This window comes from Catenulispora pinisilvae (assembly GCF_015356865.1).
Lineage (GTDB): Bacteria > Actinomycetota > Actinomycetes > Streptomycetales > Catenulisporaceae > Catenulispora > Catenulispora pinisilvae.
Map to the genome: position 1 here is coordinate 1 of NZ_JAAFZA010000034.1, position 21,092 is coordinate 21,092.

15 protein-coding genes are annotated in these 21,092 nt (G+C 70.4%); 8 read left to right on the forward strand and 7 right to left on the reverse strand.

All coding sequences use genetic code 11. The annotated features are described in order from the left end of the window. The coding region (locus IZR01_RS12100) for a carboxyl transferase domain-containing protein (RefSeq protein ID WP_323746985.1) at nt 1–552 on the forward strand (552 nt) is incomplete at its 5' end. 63 nt (nt 553–615) lie between these two features. On the opposite strand, the gene IZR01_RS12105 is transcribed toward IZR01_RS12100, so the two are convergent. Both IZR01_RS12105 and IZR01_RS12110 read right to left on the reverse strand, forming a co-directional pair. Beyond that, on the reverse strand, nt 616–1,458 hold the full coding sequence (locus tag IZR01_RS12105; RefSeq protein WP_194923857.1) for an SDR family NAD(P)-dependent oxidoreductase: 843 nt from the start codon (nt 1,456–1,458) through the stop codon (nt 616–618). Nucleotides 1,459–1,633: 175 nt separating this feature from the next. Further along, the gene (locus IZR01_RS12110; RefSeq protein ID WP_194923858.1) at nt 1,634–2,944 is read right to left on the reverse strand and encodes a carotenoid oxygenase family protein; all 1,311 of its coding nucleotides are present in this window, start codon (nt 2,942–2,944) and stop codon (nt 1,634–1,636) included. A 212-nt stretch (nt 2,945–3,156) separates the two neighbouring features. Between IZR01_RS12110 and IZR01_RS12115 the strand changes: the two genes are divergently transcribed. After that, complete coding sequence (locus IZR01_RS12115) at nt 3,157–3,879, forward strand: maleylpyruvate isomerase family mycothiol-dependent enzyme (protein ID WP_194923884.1); 723 nt, start codon at nt 3,157–3,159, stop codon at nt 3,877–3,879. A gap of 83 nt (nt 3,880–3,962) precedes the next feature. On the opposite strand, the gene IZR01_RS12120 is transcribed toward IZR01_RS12115, so the two are convergent. Beyond that, nucleotides 3,963–4,637, reverse strand: coding sequence for a TetR/AcrR family transcriptional regulator (locus IZR01_RS12120; RefSeq protein WP_369125479.1), 675 nt, complete (start codon nt 4,635–4,637; stop codon nt 3,963–3,965). A gap of 194 nt (nt 4,638–4,831) precedes the next feature. Between IZR01_RS12120 and mshB the strand changes: the two genes are divergently transcribed. The 4 genes from mshB to IZR01_RS12140 all read left to right on the forward strand — a co-directional run bounded on the left by mshB (nt 4,832) and on the right by IZR01_RS12140 (nt 9,778). Then, nucleotides 4,832–5,923 carry an N-acetyl-1-D-myo-inositol-2-amino-2-deoxy-alpha-D-glucopyranoside deacetylase gene (gene mshB / locus IZR01_RS12125; protein ID WP_228559274.1) on the forward strand — a complete coding sequence of 364 codons (1,092 nt, stop codon included), beginning with the start codon at nt 4,832–4,834 and terminating at the stop codon, nt 5,921–5,923. Nucleotides 5,924–6,042: 119 nt separating this feature from the next. Continuing rightward, nucleotides 6,043–6,699 (forward strand): TetR/AcrR family transcriptional regulator, encoded by a 657-nt coding sequence (locus IZR01_RS12130; protein WP_194892403.1) that lies wholly within the window; start codon nt 6,043–6,045, stop codon nt 6,697–6,699. 98 nt (nt 6,700–6,797) lie between these two features. Further along, nucleotides 6,798–8,771 (forward strand): ASPIC/UnbV domain-containing protein, encoded by a 1,974-nt coding sequence (locus IZR01_RS12135; protein ID WP_323746987.1) that lies wholly within the window; start codon nt 6,798–6,800, stop codon nt 8,769–8,771. Beyond that, a complete protein-coding gene (locus IZR01_RS12140) occupies nt 8,768–9,778 on the forward strand; it encodes an enediyne biosynthesis protein (RefSeq protein ID WP_194923861.1) in 1,011 nt (336 codons plus the stop codon). The genes IZR01_RS12135 and IZR01_RS12140 overlap by 4 nt, the downstream gene beginning before the upstream one ends. 1,092 nt (nt 9,779–10,870) lie before the next feature. Here the strand turns inward: IZR01_RS12140 and IZR01_RS12145 are convergent. Both IZR01_RS12145 and IZR01_RS12150 read right to left on the reverse strand, forming a co-directional pair. Next, complete coding sequence (locus tag IZR01_RS12145; protein WP_194923862.1) at nt 10,871–11,857, reverse strand: DUF1702 family protein; 987 nt, start codon at nt 11,855–11,857, stop codon at nt 10,871–10,873. A 490-nt stretch (nt 11,858–12,347) separates the two neighbouring features. Next, nucleotides 12,348–13,808, reverse strand: a complete 1,461-nt coding sequence (locus IZR01_RS12150) for an MFS transporter (RefSeq protein ID WP_194892405.1) — start codon at nt 13,806–13,808, stop codon at nt 12,348–12,350. Nucleotides 13,809–14,684: 876 nt separating this feature from the next. Between IZR01_RS12150 and IZR01_RS12155 the strand changes: the two genes are divergently transcribed. Further along, nucleotides 14,685–15,488 carry a helix-turn-helix domain-containing protein gene (locus tag IZR01_RS12155; protein ID WP_194892406.1) on the forward strand — a complete coding sequence of 268 codons (804 nt, stop codon included), beginning with the start codon at nt 14,685–14,687 and terminating at the stop codon, nt 15,486–15,488. Between the two features lie 152 nt (nt 15,489–15,640). On the opposite strand, the gene IZR01_RS12160 is transcribed toward IZR01_RS12155, so the two are convergent. Then, the gene (locus IZR01_RS12160) at nt 15,641–17,443 is read right to left on the reverse strand and encodes an MFS transporter (RefSeq protein WP_194923863.1); all 1,803 of its coding nucleotides are present in this window, start codon (nt 17,441–17,443) and stop codon (nt 15,641–15,643) included. Between the two features lie 208 nt (nt 17,444–17,651). Between IZR01_RS12160 and IZR01_RS12165 the strand changes: the two genes are divergently transcribed. Then, nucleotides 17,652–19,490: an NAD(P)/FAD-dependent oxidoreductase gene (locus IZR01_RS12165; RefSeq protein WP_194923864.1), complete on the forward strand. Its 1,839-nt coding sequence runs from the start codon at nt 17,652–17,654 to the stop codon at nt 19,488–19,490. Here IZR01_RS12165 and IZR01_RS12170 read toward each other — a convergent pair. After that, complete coding sequence (locus IZR01_RS12170) at nt 19,480–20,787, reverse strand: cation:proton antiporter (protein WP_194923865.1); 1,308 nt, start codon at nt 20,785–20,787, stop codon at nt 19,480–19,482. The two genes, IZR01_RS12165 and IZR01_RS12170, sit on opposite strands and share 11 nt — an antisense overlap. Between the last annotated feature and the right edge of the window lie 305 nt (nt 20,788–21,092).

Consider the following 21,092-nt stretch of genomic DNA (forward strand, 5'->3'; position numbering starts at 1 on the left):
TCCGCCAGCGGCAACCGCCCCCTGGTGGTCCTGGCCAACCTCTCAGGATTCGACGGCTCCCCAGAATCAATGCGCAAACTCCAGCTGGAATACGGCGCCGAAATCGGCCGCGCCATCGTCAACTTCGACGGCCCCATCATCTTCTGCGTCATCTCCCGCTACCACGGCGGCGCCTTCGTCGTCTTCTCCAAAGCCCTCAACCCCAACATGACCGTCCTAGCCCTGGAAGGCTCCTTCGCCTCCGTCCTAGGCGGCGCCCCCGCCGCCGCAGTCGTCTTCGCCGGCGACGTCAACTCCCGCACCGCCAACGACCCCCGCATCCGCAACCTGGAAGCCCGCATCATGACCGCCACCGGAACCGACCGCGCAGCACTCACCGCAGAACTCGACGAACAACGCAGCTCAGTACGCGCCGAAAAACTCGGCGAAGTCGCCGCCGAATTCGACCGCGTCCACAGCATCCAACGCGCAGTCGAGGTCGGCTCCGTCGACGAGGTCATCAAAGCCGCCGAACTACGACCGAAAATCATCTCGGCCATCAGCCGGCGGTGATCGGTACAACGCAGCCGCGGCGACCTTAAAGGTCGCCGCGGCTTCCGTATGACGGCTGCGGTATTAGGGCGTGGGGAACTCCCGGGCCACGAACCGGTCGAACAGCCCGTCAGGCAGCACCCGCCGCAGTCCGAGCGCCCCCCGCGCCAGCGATCCGACCGGGTAGCGGGCCCGGGGCCGGCGGGCGAGGACGGCGCGCTCGACGGCCGTCGCGACCTTCTCCGGCGTCACCGCGAGCCGGCCGGCGCGGGTGCGGCCTTCGTGGACGTCGATGGCCCAGGTCGCCAGCCGGTCGTAGAACGCCTGGTAGGCGCTGTCCGGGGCGCCGGCGAACTGCATGATCGCGGTCTCGAAGAAGCGGGTGCGGACCGTGGCGGGCTCGATCAGGGACACGTGGACGCCGAACTGGGCGACCTCCAGGCGCAGGGCGTCGGCGTAGGCCTCGGTGGCGTACTTCGTGGCCTGATACAGGCCGCCGCCGGGCGGGGAGAGGCGGCCCAGGATCGAGGAGATGTTCACGACGCGGCCGGCGCCTTGCCGGCGCATCCCGGGCAGGACGAGCTGGGTCAGGCGCAGGGCGCCGAACAGGTTGGTCTCGAACGAGCCGCGGACGGTGTCCAGCGGCACGTCCTCGACCGCGCCGTGCACGCCGGATCCGGCGTTGTTGACCAGGACGCCGACCGCGCCGTGGGCGTCGGCGACCTCCTTGACCGCCGCGGCCGCCGACTCCTCGTCGGTCACGTCCAGTCGCAGGGTTCGGATACCGCGGGCGGCCAGTTCGGCCAGGGTGCCGGTGTCCCGGGCCGTGGCCCAGACCGGCAGGCCGGCCTGGTGCAGCCGGAGGGCCGTGGCACGGCCGATCCCGCTGGAGCAGCCGGTGATCAGGACGGCGCGGGAGATCGCCATCGCCGGGTCTCCTTCCTCGACGGCGGGCGGCGCCGCGAACGCGGCGGCCCTTGTCGGCCAGTGTGGCCAGGCCGGGGAGGGACAGGCATCTCCGTGGTTGCGCCGCCGGTCCGCAGCGTGCGGATCAGGGAACTAAGATGAGCAGCGGCAGAGCACTGATATTCGGCGGATCACCTCACCAGGGGTCTGCGACCTGCCAGCACGCGGAGGCCTCCCGCGGCCCGGTGCCGGGCAGTTCCACCGTGGCCACCGGGGGACCGGCGAAGTCGGCGGTGTCGATGATCACCACCTCGTCGCGGTCCTGGCCGGTGTCCCGGACGGACACCAGGACCCAGCCGTGTCCCTCGGGCGCGGTCGGGGAGTACGGGACGAACACCGGGGCGCCGAACAGCCGGCCCGGCTTGGCGCCGTGCTGTTCACTGGTGCCGGCCACGAGGTCGTGGCGGAGCAGGCCGATGCCGCCGGGCCGCCGCCCGCGACCGGTGTCCAGCCGCCGGGTGAGGGCGTACCGGTGGTCGGACCCCCGGTAGCGCTCGTCGAAGCCCGCCAGGTCCTGGGCCGGCTGGCTCAGGCATTCCCCCCGGACGCCGCCGCCGGCGCCGGGTTCCACCCGCCACCGCCACAGCCCCGGTGCCGAGGCGGACCTGGCGGCTCCCACGGTGCCGACTCCCACCGTGTCGACTCCCACGGTGTCCACGGCCACCGTGTCGACGGCCACGCCGCCGCCCCGCAGGTCGAACGCGTTCACCGGACGGTGCGCCGGCCCGGGCCCCTGGCCGGTACCCGGCCTGCCGACCCAGACGATGTCCCGCGCGCCGCCCTCGCGCGGCATGATCCCGACGCCGGCCGGCCCGGAGAACACCGCGTGCCGGTCGGTCAGCGCGAACACGTATCGCCGCGGATCGCAGGGCGTCGGGATCGGCACGTACTCGCGCACGCTCCCGTGGACGTCGACCACGACGTAGTCCAGGGTCCGCCGGCCGGCGACCGCGGCGAACAGCTCGCCGGTCAGCGGATCGTGGACCGCCTGGGACGTGAACCCGGACGGCAGGGTGCCGTCGAAATCCCACCGGGCCTTGGTGCGCAGGTCCGGAGCCAGCTCGTAGGGCAGGGCGCCGTCACCGAGCGCGAGCGTGCGGCGGTTGTGGCGGATGACGGCGGCGGCGGTGACGTCCGAGGCGCAACGCCGCGGGCCGGGGCTGGCGAGCTCGCCGGTCTGCCGGCAGACCTCGTCGGTGCGGATCCGCCGGGCCCGGAACCATTCGGCGCTGCCGTGCCGCAGCCGGAGCGCCGACACGTATGGCTGGCCGTCCCGCGGGCCGATCCGGAACAGGGTGCCGTCGAGCTCCGGCGGCACGGCTCCCTTGACGGGCAACGCCGAGCAGTCGACATCACCGAGTTCGTCGGTGTCATCGCCTTTGACATCGCTGCCTGCGATGTCACCGCGTCCGGGGTCGGCGGCAGTGCGCGGGTCCGGTAGTGCCATCGGAGCTCACCGTCCGAGCATATCAGTGTTACATAACAGTGTTCTTCGACTATCGGCGCGGCGCCGGGCCGTGTCAAGGGGCGGCACCGTCAGCACTGTCGGCACCGTCAAAGAAGCAGGCGTCCCGCCGTCCGGCGAATACTCGGTGTCATCATCGCCATGGACCCAGAGAGGCGGAATCAGCCGTGGTCAGCAACGTGTACACGGACCTGATGTACGACGGGGACGAACTGGAGGCGCTCGTCCCCCTCGACGAACAGTGGTACTCCCAGACCCCGGCCCCCGGGTGGACCGTCGGCCGCCAGGTCGCCCATCTGGCCGACGTCGCAGCGATGGCGCGGGCCGCGGCGGCCCGGTCCGGCCCGGACGCGAACGGCACCCCCCGGCGACCGCTGGAGCTGATCGAGGGTCCCGAGCCGACAGTGCGCCGCTGGCGGACCGAGCGCGCGGCCGCCGCGCGGGCGCTGGGCGCGGCGGACCAGGACCGTGATCTGCCCTGGCTGGGCGGCGCGGCGCGGCCGTCGCTGATCGCCGCCGCCTTGGCCATGGAGGTGTTCGGGCACGGGCAGGACATCGTCGACACCGTGGGGCAGGGGCGCACGCACACCGATCGGATCGGGCACGTGGTGTGGTTCGGGGTGCGCACGCGCGACTTCGGCTACCGGGCGCACGGCTTCGAGCCGCCCGAGACGCGGTTCCGCTTCGAGATCACCGCGCCGTCCGGCGCCCTGTGGGCCTTCGGACCCGAAGACGCCGACCAGCGGGTCACGGCACCGGCGGTGGACTTCTGCCTGCTGGTCACCTGCCGTCGGCACCGCGACGACGTGGACGTCAAGGCCGTCGGACGCGAGGCGGATCGCTGGCTGGGCATCGCGCAGTCCTATCCGGGCCCGGCCGGCGCGGGCCGCGGCCCCGGTCAGTTCCGACGGCGTTGAGCCCGGGACCGGATGCCTCGCGGTGCGGTGCCGGCCATGGCGCCGGCGCCGGAACCGGCAGTGCCAGCCGGCGTTCGGCGACGCTAGGCCGCTGGCTCTTCGGACGCCGGCTCTTCGGATGCCGGCCCGGCGCCGGCCAGCGCGATGGACGCCCGCGCCCGCTCCAGGTCGTCGCCGGAGCCCACCAGCAAGGTGCACACCTGGGCGTCGAAGCAGGTGTCCGCGTCATACGGCTGGAACAGGTACCCGCCGATCTCCAGCGTGACGATTCCGTGGATCGACATCCACAACTCGTGCGCCACCAACGTCGCGTCCCCGTCGCGGAACCGCCCGGCTTGCACGCACCGCTGGACCGCCTTGACCAGGAGGTCCAGGGTGTACAGGCCGTGCGCGCGGTCCTCGTCGGTCAGGGAGAACCCGGCCAGTGCCGACCCGCCGAACATCACGGCGTACAGATGCCGGTGCCGCAGGGCGTTCTCGCGGTAGATCCGGCCCAGGCGCACCACATCGGCCACCGGGTCCTGCGAGCCGGCCGAGGCGGTCAGGGCACTGTTAAGCCGGGCGAAACCCTCGTACGCCATCGCGCGGACCAGGTCGTCCATGCCGCCGAAGTACGTGTACACGGCCGAGGTGGAGACCCCCACCTCCCTGGCCAACTGGCGGGTGGACAACCCGTCGGGCCCGGACTCGGCCAGGATCGTCGCGGCCGCGTCGATGAGCGCGCGGCGGATATCGGGCTGTGCGGGGCGAGGGCTCACGTCGACCATGATTACGCCTTCGCCGCCCGTTGGAAATTCGAGGGCGGGCAAGTCAGCAACCTCAAAGAAACCTGGGACCGCGCCGCTTGGAGATGCTGGTAACCCCTTACGAAGGTGCTCGGGCGGGCCGCGCGCCGCCGCCCCATCGGCGTGCGGCCCGGCACCCCATCCGAACCGGAGAAGAAAGCACGCCGATGACCTTGCCCCCTGACCTGTTGGACATGCCGTTCGCCCGGCTCGGCGACCGGCTCGGCAACCCTCTCAGGCTGCTGATGGTGCACGCGCACCCGGACGACGAGACCACCACCACCGGCGCCACCGCCGCGCTCTACGCCGCCGAGACCATCGACGTGCACCTGGTGACCTGTACCCGGGGTGAGCGCGGCGACATCCTGGACCCGGAGGTCCGGCGCGCCGTGGACGCCGCCGCCGACCGCGAACAGGCGCTGGGCGAACTGCGGGTGCGGGAACTCGCCGTGGCCGTGGAGATGCTGGGGATGAAGGGGTCGCGCTTCCTCGGCGGCCCGGGCCGGTGGTGGGACTCCGGGGTGGCGGGCGCGGACACCAACGCCGACCCGCGCTCGCTCGAGGCCGGGGACCGCCAGGAGCAGGTGGACGCGCTGGCCGCGGTGATCCGCGAGGTGCGGCCGCAGGTCCTGGTCACGTACGACTCGCGCGGCGGCTACGGACACCCCGACCACATCCGCGCGCACGAGCTGAGCCTGGCCGCCGTCGACCGCGCGGCCGGTGCCGAGTCCGAGTCCGAGTCCGAGTCCAGTGCCGGGTCCGGTGCCGAGTCCGACGCTGACGCCGACACCGCACCAGCCTGGACCGTGGCGAAGGTCTACGCGGCCGTCGTCCCCTTCAGCGTCGTGCGCGCGGTCGCCCGCCGGCTGGGCACCGGCGGCGGCAGCCCCTTCGCCGCGCTCGCCGAGGCCTTGGCCAACGGGGTGCCGCCGGACCGCGTCGAGATCCCCTACGGCGTCCCCGACCATCTGGTGACGGCCCGGATAGACGCCCGCGACTGGCTGGATTCCAAGACCGCCGCTATGCGCGCGCACCGCTCCCAGATGCCGGCCGACGGCTGGTTCTTCAAGCTAGCGGCGATCGGCGACGGCGGCTTCGGCATGGAGCACTTCCAACTGCTGCGCGGCACCCCGGGCCCCGTGGACGAAGGCTTCGAAGCCGACCTGTTCGCCGGGCTGCGCGCAGTCGACGACGTGGACTGCGAACCCGACTTCGGATGGCCCGAGTACGAGCAGGAGACCGCCGCGGAGCTGCCCTGACCGGATTCCTCCGGCCGGCGCCGCGCCCCGCTCGCCGCCGCCACTGCCCATCGGGCGTATATCGGTGTTACGTAACAGCGTTCTTCCCATAACGCCGCCAGTGATGGAGCATGTCAAGGGTGAGTCCTCGCCGGGTGCGGCCCGATCTGCGCGACGCCCTGTTGGAGGCCGCCGCCCGCATCCTGGCGCGGGACGGCTCGGTCGGGCTGAGCACCCGCCGCCTGGCCAAGGAGGTGGGCAGCTCGACGATGGCCGTGTACACCCACTTCGGCAGCATGGACGACCTGGTGCGGGCCGTCGTCCGCGAGGGGTTCGCCCGGCTGAACACCGCCATGGTGGCGATCGGCGACTCCGCCGATCCGGTGGCGGACGTCGTGGCGCACGGCCGGGTCTACCGCTGGAACGCGCATCAGAACGCTGACCTGTACCAGGTCATGCTCGGCGCGCTGAACATCGCGGGGTTCTCCCTCACCGACGAGGACCGCCGGCACGGCCGCTACGTGCTGGACATCCTCATCGCCTCGGTGCGGCGGTGCATGGCCGCCGGGCGGTTCGCCGACGGCGATCCGGAGTTGGTGGCGCACCTGTTCTGGACCGCGCTGCACGGCATGGTCACCCTGGAGCTCGGCGGCTACCTGTTCGCCCCCTACGACGCCGATGTGTGCTTCGAAGCCCAGGTGCACGGCCTGATCGTGGGCAACGGCGACGACAGCGAGAACGCCTGGGACTCCATGCGCCGCTCGGTCCCGATCGCGCAGGCGGTGCGGGGCGCGTGAATCGCGCGAATCCCGCCAGGCAACGCTAAAGAAGCGACCCCACCGCACGTCCCGTCATGTTTGTCAGGTATCGGAATCGAAACCTGGAGAGTGCATCCGTGCTGCGTGGAAGATTGAGAACGCTGGTCCCGGCCCTCATCGCCATCCTGTCTCTGCTCACCGTCTACCTGGCGGTGGGCAACCCGGCTCAGGCCGTCGAGGCTTCGCAGACCGCTGCGAAGTACTCGTTCAAACAGATGCCGATCGCCATGCCGCCGGGCTATGACGATCAGAAGATGAACACGATCCGCCAGGTGAACCCCGCCTACTACAAGATCCGCTCCTGGATGTCGGCGGTCGGGGCGAGCGTGGCGATCAACGATCTGACCGGCCACGGCCGCTCCGACGGCATGTGCCTGGTCGACACCCGCACCAACGACGTCGTCGTCACCTACACCCCGACAGCCGTGCCGGCCGACCGGTTCACCCCGTTCGTGCTGAACCCGGCGCCGCTGCCGGTGGACGCCACCATGGCCCCGACCGGCTGCGCGGTCGGCGACTTCACCGGCGACGGCCGGATGGGCCTGCTGGTCTTCTACTGGGGCCGCACCCCGATCCTGTTCCTGCCCAAGGCCGGCGCCACCAGCGTCTCCCCGCAGGCCTACCAGCCCCAGGAACTCCTCAGCGGCGTCGACGTCGACGGCCGCTACACCGGGCCGCTGTGGAACACCGACGCCGTCGCGATCGCCGACCTGAACGGCACCGGCCACCCCTCGATCGTCGTCGGCAACTACTTCCCGGACAGCGGCATCCTGGACACCCACGGCCAGAACGACATGCAGATGCCGAACTCGCTGTCCAGCGCCAACAACGGCGGCGGCCTGCACTTCCTGCGCTGGCTCGGCGCCACCGGCGGCGACCAGCCCTCCGTGCAGTACATCGAGGACCGGGACGCCGTGCCGTTCCACGACAGCACCGGCTGGACCCTGGCCCTGGCCACCGCCGACCTGACCGGCTCGGGCAAGCCCGAGCTGTACGACGGCAACGACTTCGGCCACGGCCACCTGCTCTACAACGAGTCCACACCGACCCAGCTGAAGTTCACCGAAGCCTACGGCGAGCGCACCCCGGGCACCCCGAAGTCCTTCGTCCTGGGCAACGGCTCCTTCAAGGGCATGGGCGTGGACTTCGCGGACATGGGCGACAAGGGCCACTTCGACTTCATGGTCAGCGACATCACGCAGCCCTGGGGCCTGGAGGAGAGCAACTTCGTCTTCCGCAACGACACCAGCTCCGACGCCCAGATGGCGACCAAGCTCGCCTCCGGCGTCGCGCCGTTCACCCAGGAGGCGCAGGGCGACGGTCTGGCCTGGAGCGGCTGGGCCTGGGACGTGAAGATGGGCGACTTCCTCAACGACGGCCAGCAGGACGTGGTGCAGGCGCTGGGCTTCATCAACGGCACCACCAACCGGTGGCCGTGGATGCAGGAGATGGCCACCATGAACGACGACCTGCTGTCCAACCCGGCGATGTGGCCGAACTTCCAGCCCGGCGACGATGTGTCCGGCCACCAGCCGTTCGCGTTCTTCGCCGAGAACTCCCAGGGCAAGTACGTCAACATCAGCAAGGACCTGGGCTTCACCAACGACATCCCGAGCCGCGGCATGGCGCTGGCCGACACCACCGGCAGCGGCCACCTGGACTTCGCGGTGGCCCGGCAATGGGGCGCGCCGGAGTTCTACGCCAACACCGCCGACGTCGGCGACCAGATGACCCTGAACCTCTACCGGCCCTCCACCGACGGCCAGGCCAACACCGGTCTGGAGGGTCCTGGCAGCCCGGCCTACGGAACCACGGTCACCATCCACACCCCCGGCCACCCGCAGATCGCGCAGCTGGACGGCGGCAGCGGCCACGACGGCTACCGCAGCTTCCAGGTCCGCTTCGGCCTCGGCATGAACATGGGGCCGCAGGACGTCACGGTCCAGTGGCACGACACCAGCGGCGCCCTGCACTCGCAGGACATCACCCTGACCACCGGCACCCACAACCTGATGCTGACCAACACCATCAAGGAGGTCCCGCAGTCATGACCGCCACCGTTTCCGACCCCCGAGCGGCCGGCACGCCCGGCCCGCAACCGGTGGGCCAACCCTCCGCCACCCCGGCGGCCAAGCCGAAGGACGTCCACTACATCGCGCTGCGCAACTTCGCGATGTCCATCAGCGTCTTCAACATCTTCGGCTACACCCTGCTCGGCTTCGAACAGGCCTGGATCTTCCCGATCACCGCAGTCCTCGTCGCCTACGCCACGGAGCTGACCCTGGAGACCATCCAGGCCTGGGCCCAGCGCCGGATGCCCCGCTACCGGGGCCGCGGGATGCGCGGAGTCTACGAGTTCCTGCTCCCGGCGCACATCACCGCCCTGGCCGTCAACATGCTGATCTACACCAACGACAACGTCGGCCCGGTGATCTTCGGCGTGATGGTCGGCGTCAGCGGCAAGTACATCCTCCAGGCGCCTATCGCAGGCAGGGTGCGCCACTACATGAACCCGTCGAACTTCGGCATCTCGATGACACTGCTGCTGTTCAGCCGCTGGGTCGCGGTGGCCCAGCCGTACGAGTTCACCGAGAACGCCAACACATTCTTCCGCATCATGATCGCCCTGATCATCGCCACCGCCGGCACCGTCCTGAACACCGCCCTGACCAAGCGCACAATGCTGATCGTCGGCTGGCTCGGCGGCTTCGCCATCCAGGCCTTCGTACGCCACTGGATCTGGCACGTCTCCCTGTTCTCAGCACTGGGCGTGATGACCGGCGTCCCATTCGTCCTGTTCAGCAACTACATGATCTCCGACCCGGGCACCACGCCATCCAAGGGCCGGCCCCAGTTCATGTTCGGCAGCTCGGTCGCAATGGTCTACGGGGTGCTGATGCTGCTCAACATCGTCTACACACTCTTCTTCGCCACGGCGATCGTCTGCGCGGCACGCGGCCTGGGCTGGTGGGCGGTGCACTTCTACCGCAAGCGCAAGGCCTCCTCCGCCGCGACCCACGCCGCGACGCCAGCCGCCGGACTCCCGGCAGCCGCCTGACCCGTCCCGTGGCGAAGCGCCCGGCTGGTTCGACCAGCCGGGCGCTTCGCCACGGGACGGTGCGGGGAGCTACCCGCCGGCGCCCGCCTCGGCCCGCACCCGCCAGCCCAAAATGCGCACCCGCGCGACTGCCGCGCCGCCAGTCTCCGGACCGGCAGCCGAACTCGCCGAGTCGCCGGTACCGCACTCTCGTTTTGCACTTTTCCGGTCGGTTTTCGGTTCGTTCCCCTCGGTCGCGTCGGCAGGGCTTTGCCTACAGTGCCGGTTCTCGGGAGTCAAGTTCGCGCTGTACGTAGCCGCCACCTCCACGCCTGACCGCAAGGGCGCGGACTTTACTCCCGGGGTTCGGCGCTGTACCCCTTGGGGCTGACGACGCGACCGAGGGGAACGGACCGCACCACCTCAGGGACCGCCGCCGCTGAGACTGACTTGGCCACCCTATGGAATTGCGCCAGTTCCCCGAGGGAGCCGAGAGCCCCCGCCGGAGGCGCCGGCTCTTCACCAGGGCTCTTGATCTTGATCTTGACTTTGATCTTGTTCGGACTTGCCGGAGTGGAAGAGGCCTGAGGTGTGGCGGGGTTGTGAACGCGGGAACTGGCAGCTGACACACAGACCCGCCGACCCGAACCCCGAACCGGCGCAACCTTGACCGAAGGCCGTAAAGAGCTTCTAAAACCCACACGCCAACCGCAAGCCGGCCTGCAAAGTCCAGCCTCAAAAGAAGCCCCGCAGTATCGCCTCAGCAGCAGGTCATGCCAGCCCGCAGCGCCGGCCGGGATAGATCCCGACCGGCGCTGCGATGTGCGACTGGCGACCGGCGATCTGCGACCGGCGATCTGCGACCGGCGATCTGCGACCTGCGACCGGCGATCTGCGATCTGCGATCTGCGACCGGCGATCTGCGACCGGCGATCTGCGACCGGCGATCTGCGACCTGCGATCTGCGACCGGCGATCTGCGACCGGCGATCTGCGACCTGCGATCTGCGACCGGCGATCTGCGACCTGCGACCTGCGACCGGCGACCTGCGACCGGCGATCTGCGACTGGCGCATCGCGACCTGCCGAGCAAAGTAGATCGCCTGATACCCCCCTAAGCCGCAGAAGGCACAGCCAACACCGCAGCAATCCGCTCCCGCCACACCTCGAACGCCGGCTCCCCGGCCGCGGTGCGCTCGGACGGATCGGGGAACGCCCCCAGGCACACCCGCGCCGCCTCCTCGGGCGTGACCCCGGCCAGCAGCCCGGTCGCCAGCGCGGTATGCGACGTCTGATTCCCGGCCCGCACTCTCGCCGTGGCGGCGAACGCACTGGCCTGCGCGACCTGCGGCGCGTAGTGCCGGGCCCGCTGCTTGAACACCCGCAGCTCGGCCTCGTCCAGGCCGCCGGCGTAGGTGACGGCCAGGGCGGAGCCCGCGTACAGGTCCGCCCGTCGTGTCTGCGGGAAGGAGTCGACGGCGTCGGCGAGCCGTTGCGGGTCGGCGCCGTGCACGAACCACATGGCCCGGCCGATGCCCTGGTCCACGACCCGGTTGGCGTATGCCGCGGGTCCGGTCTGCGGCCAGGGGAAGTCGGTTCGGGCGAACTGCCGGTTCACGTATTTGTCGGTGTGGAAGTAGGCCTGGTGGAAGCCGTATCCGTCCAGGATCAGCCAGCGCAGTACCGGGTCGGTCAGGCTGTCGGTCATCCGGCCCCAGAACGCGCGGGGCAGCCGGGCCAGTGCCCATCCGACGCCGACGTAGACCATGTACACATGGTCCGCGCCCCGGCCGTCGATGAGGTCGGCCGTCATGTGCCGGCGCCGGGGTGCGATGGCGTCCCGGACGGCGAATCCCATTCCGGCGCCCTCGTAGGCGAAGCCGCGGTATGCCCGCGGCAGCGTCGCCAGTCCGCTCTCGGCCTCCCAGGCCTGCCCGGCCTGCGCCGCGAGGGCGTAACCGGCTAGGAACATGGCACCGGCGGTCTCCAGTTGTTCCTTCGCCTCCGGGCTCTTCTCGTGGAAGCCACGTCGTTTCAGTTTCGTCTGCGAGGTGCTGGGTGTCAGAATGCGGCGCCGCGACGCCGCCCACATGCCGGTCACGTGAGAATCCCTTTCGGCAAGAGTGCTTCGGGTTTGCCCCGCTTTCCGTAGCATGCTCGCCGCTTCCGGGGGGCCACGACTTCTCGGAGTTTGCCGAGCGGCAAGGGCCGTGAGCGCCGAAGTGAGCCAGTGCTCGGCGACCCGGGGTTCGGCGAACCAGTGCTCGGTGACCCACTGCTCGGCGAACCAGTGCTCGGCGACCCACTGCTCGGCGAACCAGTGCTCCGTGAACCAGTGCTCCGTGAACCAGTGCTCCGTGAACCAGTGCTCCGTGAACCAGTGCCCTACCGGCGTGAACCAGGGCCCTGCCGGCGAGACGAAGACCGTCCGCCGACAGAGCCCTGATCACCCGGCGGCCCGGCACGGCTACCGAGTCCTGTTGACGCAAGGGGTGGCGATGGCAGGGGCGCCGGCGCCGACTCGGGACGCCCGTCGCTTACTCCTGCTCAGTAGTGGGCTCCGACCAGCGGCGCCCATCGCGCACCCCCGCTCAGTCGGCGACCGCGGTCGGCACCGGCACGGCTTCCGGCAGACGGTTCGCCCGTTCGGCGCTGGCCTGCATCTGTGCCCGGGACTGACCCAGCAGCGCCGGGATCAGCGACACCAGGCCCACCGCGGCCGCCACCAGAATGGTGTACTTCACGCCGTGCATGAAGTCGGCATGCGAGGCGAAGCTGCCGTTGGCCGTGAACACCGCGGACGACGCCGCGATCCCGAACAGGCCGCCGGCTTCGCGCAGGGTGTTGTTCGAGCCCGAGGCCACTCCGGAGTCGCGCAGGGGGACCGCGGCGATCGAGGCGTTCGCCATGGTCGGGAACACCAGGGCGATCCCGGTGCCGGCCACCAGGAACGGGGCGATCAGCGAGGTGTAGGAGACCCCGGCCGTGATCGTCACTCCCAGCCAGAGATAGCCGCCGGCCATCATCAGCAGGCCCAGCGACATCACCGGACGGGTGCCGATGCGGTCCGACCACAGCCCGCCGATCGGGGCGAAGACCATCGGCGGCAGCGTGAACACCAGCATCCTGGTGCCCGACGCCAGCGGCGAGTACCCCATGCCCTGCTGGAGCATCTGCGCGATCCAGAACACCGTGCCGATCAACGCGAACCAGAACAGGAACGCCACCGCACCGGCCGAGTTGAACGAACGCAGCTTGAAGTACTCCAGCGGCATCATCGGCATCTCGGTGCGGCTCTCCCACCACAGGAACGCCGCGATCAGCACCGCGCCCACGACGAGTCCGCCGACCACCTGGGCGCTGCCCCAGCCCACCTCCGGAGCCTTGACCGGCGCCCAGACCAGGGCCAGCAACCCCAGCCCGATCAGCGGCAGGCCCACCAGGTCCAGGCGCGGGCGCGGGCCACGGCTCTCGGTCAGCAGGAACCGCGACAGCACCGCGGCCACCAGGGCGAACGGCACGTTGATCCAGAAGATCCACTGCCAGTTGATCCCCTGCAGGATCGCGCCGCCGACCAGCGGCGCCAGCGCCACCCCCAAGCCCGTGATGCCGCCCCAGATCCCGATCGCCATCCCGCGTTTCTCCAGCGGGAACGCCTCACTGATCAGCGTCAGCGACAGCGGCAGCACGACCGCCGCGCCCGCGCCCTGGACCGCCCGCCACCCGATCAGCTGCCCGGCGGAATCCGCTGTCGCGCAACCGATCGACGCCGCGGCGAACAGCAGCAGGCCGATCACGTACAGGTTCCGGCGGCCGAACCGGTCGCCCAAGGCCGAGGCGGTCAACATCAACGAGGCGAAGGACAGGTTGTAGGCGTTGATCGTCCACTCGAGATCGGCCAGGTCGGCGTGCAGGTGCGATTGGAGCGTGGGCAGCGCCGTGGACACCACCACGATGTCCAACGACGTCAGGAACGTTCCGATCGACGCCAGGACCAGCGTCGCCCCGATCCGCTGCTTCTCGCCGGTGCCGGCGACCCCCAAAGCGCTCATCGCCGCCACCCCCGGCAGGCCGGGGCGGTGGACATGGCCGGCGCCACACCCGGATATCTCAGTCGATAGCTACCGCGTTCCACGGCAGTTCCTCCGTTCAAGTACACACGGCGAAGAGAGAGCCGCCCGCACGGCGAACGGCCGGTGCCCGCGAACTCGCCTCACAGGTTCATCTGTAAAGACCGGAACCAGCGCGAAAACTCACCGCGCCGTGGTGGCTTCGTCACCCCCGGGTGGGAATCGGCCCGGCGCCGCCGCCGGTGATCGTGATGTCCGCACTTGTCGGCAGTCATCGGCACTCGTCGGCACTTGCCGGCCGGACAGCGTGCCGGCCGGACAGCGTGCCGGCGGCGCGGGCGATCCCGTCGGATATGAAGACGCGTCTGCCCCGGGCGGAACTCGCCGCGTCCGGGGTGAAAAGATAAGATTGGTTTTCGGTCGCGGCATGGAATACTCCAGCATTATTCGAAGGCGATAACCCGCGCCGGCTTTAGCCGATCTCCGTGTGATGCCGCGGCCACTCGCCCAGTCATTCGAATTCCGACATTGCGGCGCTGTCGTCGGCGACGTCCCGAACAGCGGCTTGGCAACGATATCGGTGCTCGCGCAGGCCGCGCGCAGAGTGTGTGATTCGGCATATTCCACGGCGCTCCGGGCAAGCGCGGAGAAGTCACTTGTTCGTCAGTCCGCTGATACTCACAGTAAGCCTGGGTGGAGTTTTGCCGGAGAAAGCCTGGAAGGCCCGGATCATGCTCAATCGACAGGCTCGCGACAGAGGGGAACACATGAGTTCACAGGCCGGCGGGACTGTGCGAGCCCGCGGTGGTGCCCTGATACGAGTTCTCGCCTGGCACGGAGCACGGGAGACCTGAGACGGTGGACCTGACACAGCTAGCGATCGAACAAGCCATAGCCACGATGTGGAACCGGTACGACGAACCGTTGTCGCTGGCGGAGATCGCCGACTCCGCGATCATGAGCGAGTGCTGCTTCCCCCGGGTCTTCCGGTCCATGACCGGAGCCTCGCCCGGCCGGTTCCTGTCCGCCATCCGGGTGTTCAAGGCCAAGCACCTGCTGCTCCAGACCCGGTTGAGCGTGACGGAGATCGCCTACCAGGTCGGCTACAACAGCCTGGGGACGTTCACCAGCCGGTTCAGCCGCGGTGTCGGGGCCCCGCCGGGGCGGTACCGGGCCAAGTCGCAGGCCGGCGGACACCGGATGATCGACATGGCGCCGGTCCCGCCCAGCGGGTGGACCGGGGAGGTGATGGGGTCGGTGGTGGTGCCGGAGCGCGGGACCGCCACGCGGACGTATGTGGGGCTGTTCGCCAGCCCCGCGATCGAAGGGCTGCCGGTCTCCTGCGACGTCGTCGACGGGTCCGGCGCGTACACGCTGCGCGGTGTGCCCTCCGGCAGCTGGTACGTCCGGGCCGCGGCGGTCCGCACGCAGCAGGTGGACCCGCGGCCGTGGGCCCGGCAGCCACGCTTCCTGGGCCCGGGGGAGAAGGTGACGGTGGGCCCGGACGAGTGCGCGGTCAAGCTGGACATCGATCTGCGCGCCGCCACGATCCTGGATCTGCCGATCCTGCTGGCCCTGCCCGAACTGGACAATTTCGGGCCGTCGGCGGCCGGGGAGCTGGTGGCGATCGGCGGGCCGGGGCCGGCGGGCGTCGTGTCTTAGAGCCGTGCCGAAAAGGACGCTGATCGCGAGTCCTGGTTCCGGTGGCGCTCGGCTCGGCGCCGCGCGAGGGCCTGAGGCCTCCCTCGGCCCTCGCCGGTCTTCTCCTGACCCTGACCTGAGTCCTGGCTCCTGACTCCTGTTACTCCTGAGTCTCAGACCGGTTCGCCCACCAGCTCCTCACCCGCGATGGCTTCCAGGGAGCGGCCCTTGGTCTCGGCGCCGGTCCACCAGAACGCCAGGATCGCCGCGGCCAGGGGGACGGCGCCGATCACGGCGGTCTGGGCGATCGAGGGCACCGTGGCGCGGGCGACGACCACGGCGAGGATCAGCACACCGCCGAGCTTCGTCATCCCGGCGGCCAGACCCGCGCCGCGGGTGCGGACCCGAGTGGGGTAGACCTCGGCGGCGTAGCCGACCGCGACGGCGGCCAGCGAGCTGGTCGCGGACAGCGGCACCACGAGCAGGACCGACAGCAGCAGGCGGTTGTGGGCCAGCGAGTCGCCGGCCACGACGAAGCCGATGAGCGTGGCGGCGGTGAGGACGCAGAACGCGATGATGGTGCGGCGGCTGCCCAGGACCCCGTACATCCAGGCCGCCAGGATCGTCAGCGGCAGGCCGATCAGGGCCGCGTTGCGCACGACGTAGTCGGAGGCCACGGCGCTGTAGCCGAGCCGCTGGATGTTCGTGGGCACCCACTGCTGGAACCCGTACGTCACCAGCCCGACACCCAGCCCCAGCAAGGCGATCGCGATGCTGGTGCCGAGCATCGGGCGGCGGACGAAGTCGATTACGGAGCCCCGGTGCGAAGCGGGATCGGCTACCGAGCCCGGATCGGCTACCGAGCCCGGATCGGCTACCGAGCCCGGATCGGCCGCCGAGCCCGGACCGACCGCCAAGCCCGGATCGGCCGTCCACCCAGGACCGGCCACCGAGCCAGGATCGGCCGCCAAGCCAAGACCGGCAGCCAAGCCAGGAGGACCGATCGGCGCCGGACCGGTCCGCGGCAACGGGACCGCGCTGACGACCGCGCCATACCGGGCCATGACCGCCTCGGCCTCCTCGACCCGGCCGCGCGTGATGAGATACCGCGGCGACTCCGGGATCCACTTGTTCAGCGCGATCAGCAGCAGCCCCGTGGGCAGCCCGATCAGCCACATGATCCGCCAGCTGTAGTGCGGCGTCAGCCAGGCCGACAGGGAGCTGACGAGCACGTAAGCCGCCGCCACCTCGCCGCCGACCAGCATCATGGTCCAGCCCCGGTGCCGCTTCGGCATCGTCTCGGACAGCAGCGTGAACGCCACCGGCAGCATGCCGCCGGCGCCGATCCCCATCAGCAGGCACATCAACAGGTTCCAGCCGAAGCTGGGCATCGTGCCGCAGATCGAGGTGGAGACGAACAGGATGCCCGCGAACATGATCGAGGCGCGCCGCCCGATCCGGTCGCCGAGCGAGCCCCACAGCCACGAGCCCAGCACGGTGCCGCCGATACCGAACAGCGGCAGCCAGGCGACGGTGGTGTAGCTGTGCTTGTTGGCCGGCAGCAGATGGTATTCCTTGGCCACGCCGGGGGTGATGAACGACAGCGTCGCCGGCTTCATCACGTCGATGGTGACCGCCACGGCCATCACCATCAGCAGGATCACGTGCTGCGCCCGCAGCGGCGCGTCGTCCAGCGGCCGCACCCGGACCCGCGCCGCGGTGCGTGCCAGCTCGCCGCTGCGGCGGGGCAGCAGCCCGTACAGCACCAGCGGCAGGCCGAGCAGGATCAGGGCCATCCCGGTGATCATCGGCGCGTCCGGGCTCATGCCGGACATCTGATACCCCATGTGGCGGGCGCTGTAGTACATCGGCAGATGCAGCAGGACGCCGACCGAGCAGGCGACGGTGCCAGCCCAGAACGCGGCCGGGTGCTCGAAGCCGCGGACCGCGCCGCCGCGTGCGGATGTGTTCCCCATAGTGATGTCCGTGCCTCCTGATCGGCGGATGAGCGGTCCAGAGCAAGAGACATCCTGCGTGCGGGCCGTGACGGTGTCTTCTCTCTGCGTGCCCAGTTCCCGGGCAACGCCGGAGAAGGCTTCGCGGGCGCGCCTTGGCCACGCTGAAGAGACGAGGGTCCGCCAGAGGCGTCCCTGCCGTCTCCCGCACAGTGAGGTTGAGGTATCCGTGACCGACGACCGTTATGACGTGGCCATCCTCGGATCGGGGATCGGCGGTTCCATGCTGGCGTGCATCCTGGCCCGGCACGGTGTCAGGACCCTGCTTCTAGAGGGCGCGACCCACCCCCGGTTCACCATCGGCGAGTCCCTCATCCCGGAGACCGGGATCCGGCTGCGGATCATCGGCGAGAAGTACGGCGTGCCGGAGATCGGCTGGATCGGCGCTTTCCACCGGCTGCGCGACAACGTGAGCAGCAACTGCGGCGTGAAGCGCTCCTTCAGCTTCATGTACCACAGCGAAGGACGGGAGCACCGGGACGGCGAGGTGAACCAGCTGCCGACGCTCACCCCGCCGATCGGCCCGGACTCGCACCTGTTCCGCCAGGACGTCGACGCCTACCTGGCGGCGCTGTCGATCCAGTACGGCGCCACCTTCCGCCAGGGCACCCGGATCGAGGACATCAAGTTCGGCGAGGACGAGGTGGAACTACACGCTGCCGGCGGCGTCAGCTTCAAGGCCAAGTTCCTCATCGACGCCTCCGGCATGCGCTCCATGGTCTCCGACCAGCTGGGGCTGCGCGACGAGACGCCGCGCTTCAAGACCGACACCCGCACGCTCTACACGCACATGATGAACGTCCCCAGCGCCGACCTGCTGCTGCCGGATCCGCAGCGCCGCGGCGTGCCCTCGCCGCTGGGCCAGGCCACCATGCACCACATCTTCGACGGCGGCTGGATCTGGGTCATCCCGTTCAACAACCACCGGCAGGCGACCAACCCGCTCACCAGCGTGGGCATGATGCTCGACCGGCGTAAGCACCCTGATGCGCAGGGGTCGCCGGAGGAGGAGTTCCGCAGCGTCATCGCCCGGTTCCCGACTATCCGGCGGCACTTCGACGGCGCCGTCGCGGCCCGGCCCTGGATCGGCTCCGGCCGCCTTCAGTACTCCTCGCCGCACCTGCTCGGCCCGCGTGTGCTCCAGCTGCCGCACGCCGCGGCGTTCGTCGACCCGCTGTTCTCCTCCGGCATGTCGGTGCTGACCGTGGCCGTGGACCTGATCGCCGAGCGGCTGTTGCGGGCGGTCCGGGACGACGACTTCGCCACCGAGCGGTTCCAGTTCGTCGAGGACGTGGTGAATACCGGGTTCGACCACTACGACATGATCGTCTCAGGGGCCTTCGACTCCTTCGCCAGCTACGACACCTGGAACGCCTGGAACCGCAACTGGGCGCTGGGCAACATGCTCGGCGCGTTCGGCCCGCTGTCCCTGCTGGTCCGCTATCTGCAATCCGGCGACCCCTCGCACCTGGCGAAGACCACCGAGCCCGGGCGGATCGGCGTGCTGGGCAGCCACCTGCCCAACGTGGTCGCCACGATGCGCGGCTCGCAGGACGAGATCGAGGCCGCCACCCGCGGCGAGATCACCCACGCCGAGGCCGGGCGCCGCATCTTCGAGCGGCTCGGGAAGCTGGACTTCGTGCCGAAGTACATGGGCTTCGGCAAGCCGGAGCAGGGCGCCACCGCGACCTTCACGCTGCTGTCCGGCGCGCGCCACGTCACCTGGTACCGCCGGCACGGCACCGCGGCGTGGAAGGAGAACTGCACGTTCCCCCTGCGCACCTATGCGCGCGAGGCCTTCAAGTGGGCGCTGGAGAGCCGGCGCGAGGGTCTGCGCCGCGGCCGCAGCGGCATCCGCGACATCCTCTTCGCCGACAACCAGGACTGGCGCCACCTGCCGCCGGCGATGAGCGCCCACGGCAAGCTCTGGCCGGCGATCCCGCCGGCGGCCGAGCCCGCTGTGCCGGACAGCGAGCCGGCCGAGCCGACGACGGAGGTCACCGCATAGCGGCGAGCCTGACCCTGCGCTCCTCCTCCGCCGGGGTGCCGCCGATCCGCGCCTCGGCCAGGCGCAGGATCGGCGGCGCCATCAGCGAGGTGGTGACCGCGACCAGCACCACGATGGTGTAGGAGCCGGTGTTCAGCACCCCGATCCGCAGCCCCACCGTGGCCACGATGATCTGGATGACGCCCCGGGCGTTCATCCCGGCGCCCAGGGCCAGCGACTCCCAGCGGTCCAGCTTCGCGGTCACCCCGCCGAGGAAGGCCCCGGCGAACTTGCCCAGCGCCGCGATGCCGATCGCCACGACCGCGGCCGCCAGGATCGCCGGGTGCCGCAGCACTCCCAGGTCCATGCGCAGCGCGGCGGTGGCGAAGAACAGCGGTGCCAGGACCGCGGCCACGACCGTGCGCAGCGGTGCCAGCCAGCGCAGATCGGCCTCGGCCGCGGTGCCGACCACCAGGCCGCCGACGAACGCCCCGAACGAGGCCTCCAGCCCGGCGGCCTGCGAGGCGGCCGCGCAGCCCAGGAACATCGCCACCGCGGTCACCACCACCGGGCCCGGCGCCGAACCGCGTCCGGCGCGTCCGATCAGCGGCGCGGCCAGCGCCCGCCCGACCGTCACCGCGCCGAGCACGAGCACCGCCAGCCACACCATCGACTGCCACGGGAAGTGGTGGGCGCCGGCCGCCGCCATCGCCGAGACCACCGACAGCAGCAGCCAGCCGGCGACGTCGTCGGCCACCCCGGCGGCGATCGTGAGCTGGCCGAAGTCGCGGTGCAGCAGACCCATGTCGTCCAGGGTCTTGGCGATCACCGGCAGGGCGCTGACACACATCGCGACCCCGGCGAACAGCGCGAAGTCCGTGCGGTCGGCGCCGTGGCCCAGCAGCGAGGCCGGCGCCAGCCGGCCGGCCGCGATGCCCATCGCCAGCGGCAGCGCCAGGCCGAACCCGGCCACCCACAGCGCGACCCGGCCGCGCCGGCGCACCAGGGGCAGATCGATGTCGACGCCGGTCAGCCCGACCAGCAGCAGCACGCCGAACTGCGCGACGCCGTCGAGCAGATGCACCTGCTCGGCCTGGGGCGGGAACAGCCAGTGATAGAGGCGGGGAATGGTGTGGCCCAGCAGCGAGGGCCCGAGTATGAGCCCCGCGCACAGCTCGCCGCACACCGCCGGCAGGCCGAAGCGCGCGGCCAGCCGGCCCAGCAGCACGGCCAGCAGAAGCAACGCGCCGGCGGTGACGATGAGGACGAGCAGGCTGTGGCCGCCCAGCGGGGCGGCGGGGATGGACGTGGACGGCATGGAGCCTCCCTGGTGACGAACCCGATGGACGGGGCCTCATGGTCTCCGCGGGCCCAGGGGCGTTCCTTCTTCCAGATTGCCGTCCCGGCGCCCGGACCTTCGCAGCCTTCTGCCTTGGGCACGGCTGGAGAAGCAACCGCTGCTCCGGCGGCCGAATACTTCCGAATCATCGACACATTCACGCCCATGGAGGGAGATCACGGTGTTGCCGAAAGAACAGCACGCCGCGGCGGACCGGATCATCGCCGGAGGTGGTGGCGAGGTGAGCGGCACCGGACCTGGTAGCACCGGAGCCGGCATCACCG